The organism is Chloroflexaceae bacterium, assembly GCA_025057155.1.
Lineage (GTDB): Bacteria > Chloroflexota > Chloroflexia > Chloroflexales > Chloroflexaceae > JACAEO01.
In genome coordinates this window covers 1-878 of the sequence record JANWYD010000063.1, presented here as the reverse complement: position 1 = coordinate 878, position 878 = coordinate 1, and the positions used below count along the sequence as shown (strand labels likewise).

Sequence of the window (878 nt, the reverse complement as noted above, 5' to 3'; positions counted from 1 at the left end):
GGCTGGTCTATGGTCATCCCGTGGGAGGGCTTTTCGCTGTCCCGGATTCTTGAGCAGGTTGAACCGACCTCGGATGCGAAGTACGTGAAGTTTACTTCCATCTATGCGCCGGACAAGATGCCGGGGCAGAAAAGCCCGTGGTACGACTGGCCGTATACCGAGGGCCTGCGGCTGGATGAGGCTATGAACCCGCTGGCGACGATTGCCACCGGCCTGTACGGGCAGGCGCTCCTGCCGCAGAACGGCGCGCCCATCCGGCTGGTCGTGCCCTGGACGTCCGGCGTCCAGAGCAGCCAGGCCAGCGGCCAAATTGAGTTGACGGATAGCCGGCCCAACACGCTGTGGAACACCGCCGCGCCGCACGAGTACGGCTTCTACGCCAATGTCAACCCGGAGGTAGACCACCCGCGCTGGTCGCAGGCCACCGAGCGCCGCATCGGCGAGCTGGGTCGCCGCAAGACCCTGATGTTCAACGGCTACTCCGCGCAGGTGGCGAGCCTGTACGAAGGGATGGACTTGCGTTTGAACTATTGAAGCCGGGCATGTATCACCACGCAATACGCAATACGCAATACGCAATACGCAACCCACCTCCCTCCCCGTGTCCCCCTCGCCTCGCCACATTCCCTGGCCGCTGCTCGTCGTTCACCTTGGCGCCTGGTTGCCGGCGCTCAACCTGGCCTGGCATGCGTACACCGGTCGCCTTTCCGTCAATCCGATCCAGGACCTGACGTTCGGTACCGGCCTGCCTGCGCTCGTCCTGCTGCTGCTGTCGCTGGCCGTTACCCCTGCCGTTACCCTCTTCGGGTGGAACTGGGCTATCCCGCTGCGCCGCTGGCTGGGGCTGTACGCTTTCTTCTACGCCACTGCACATATGC

The 878-nt window shown here is 63.9% G+C and carries 2 protein-coding genes; both read left to right on the top strand.

What is annotated here, in order from left to right; genetic code table 11:
• Positions 1 to 534: protein-methionine-sulfoxide reductase catalytic subunit MsrP (msrP, locus tag NZU74_20260; GenBank protein ID MCS6883663.1), on the top strand; the 534-nt coding region annotated here is incomplete at its 5' end.
• 67 nt (positions 535 to 601) lie between these two features.
• A partial coding sequence (locus NZU74_20255; protein MCS6883662.1) for a sulfoxide reductase heme-binding subunit YedZ occupies positions 602 to 878 on the top strand: 277 nt, incomplete at its 3' end.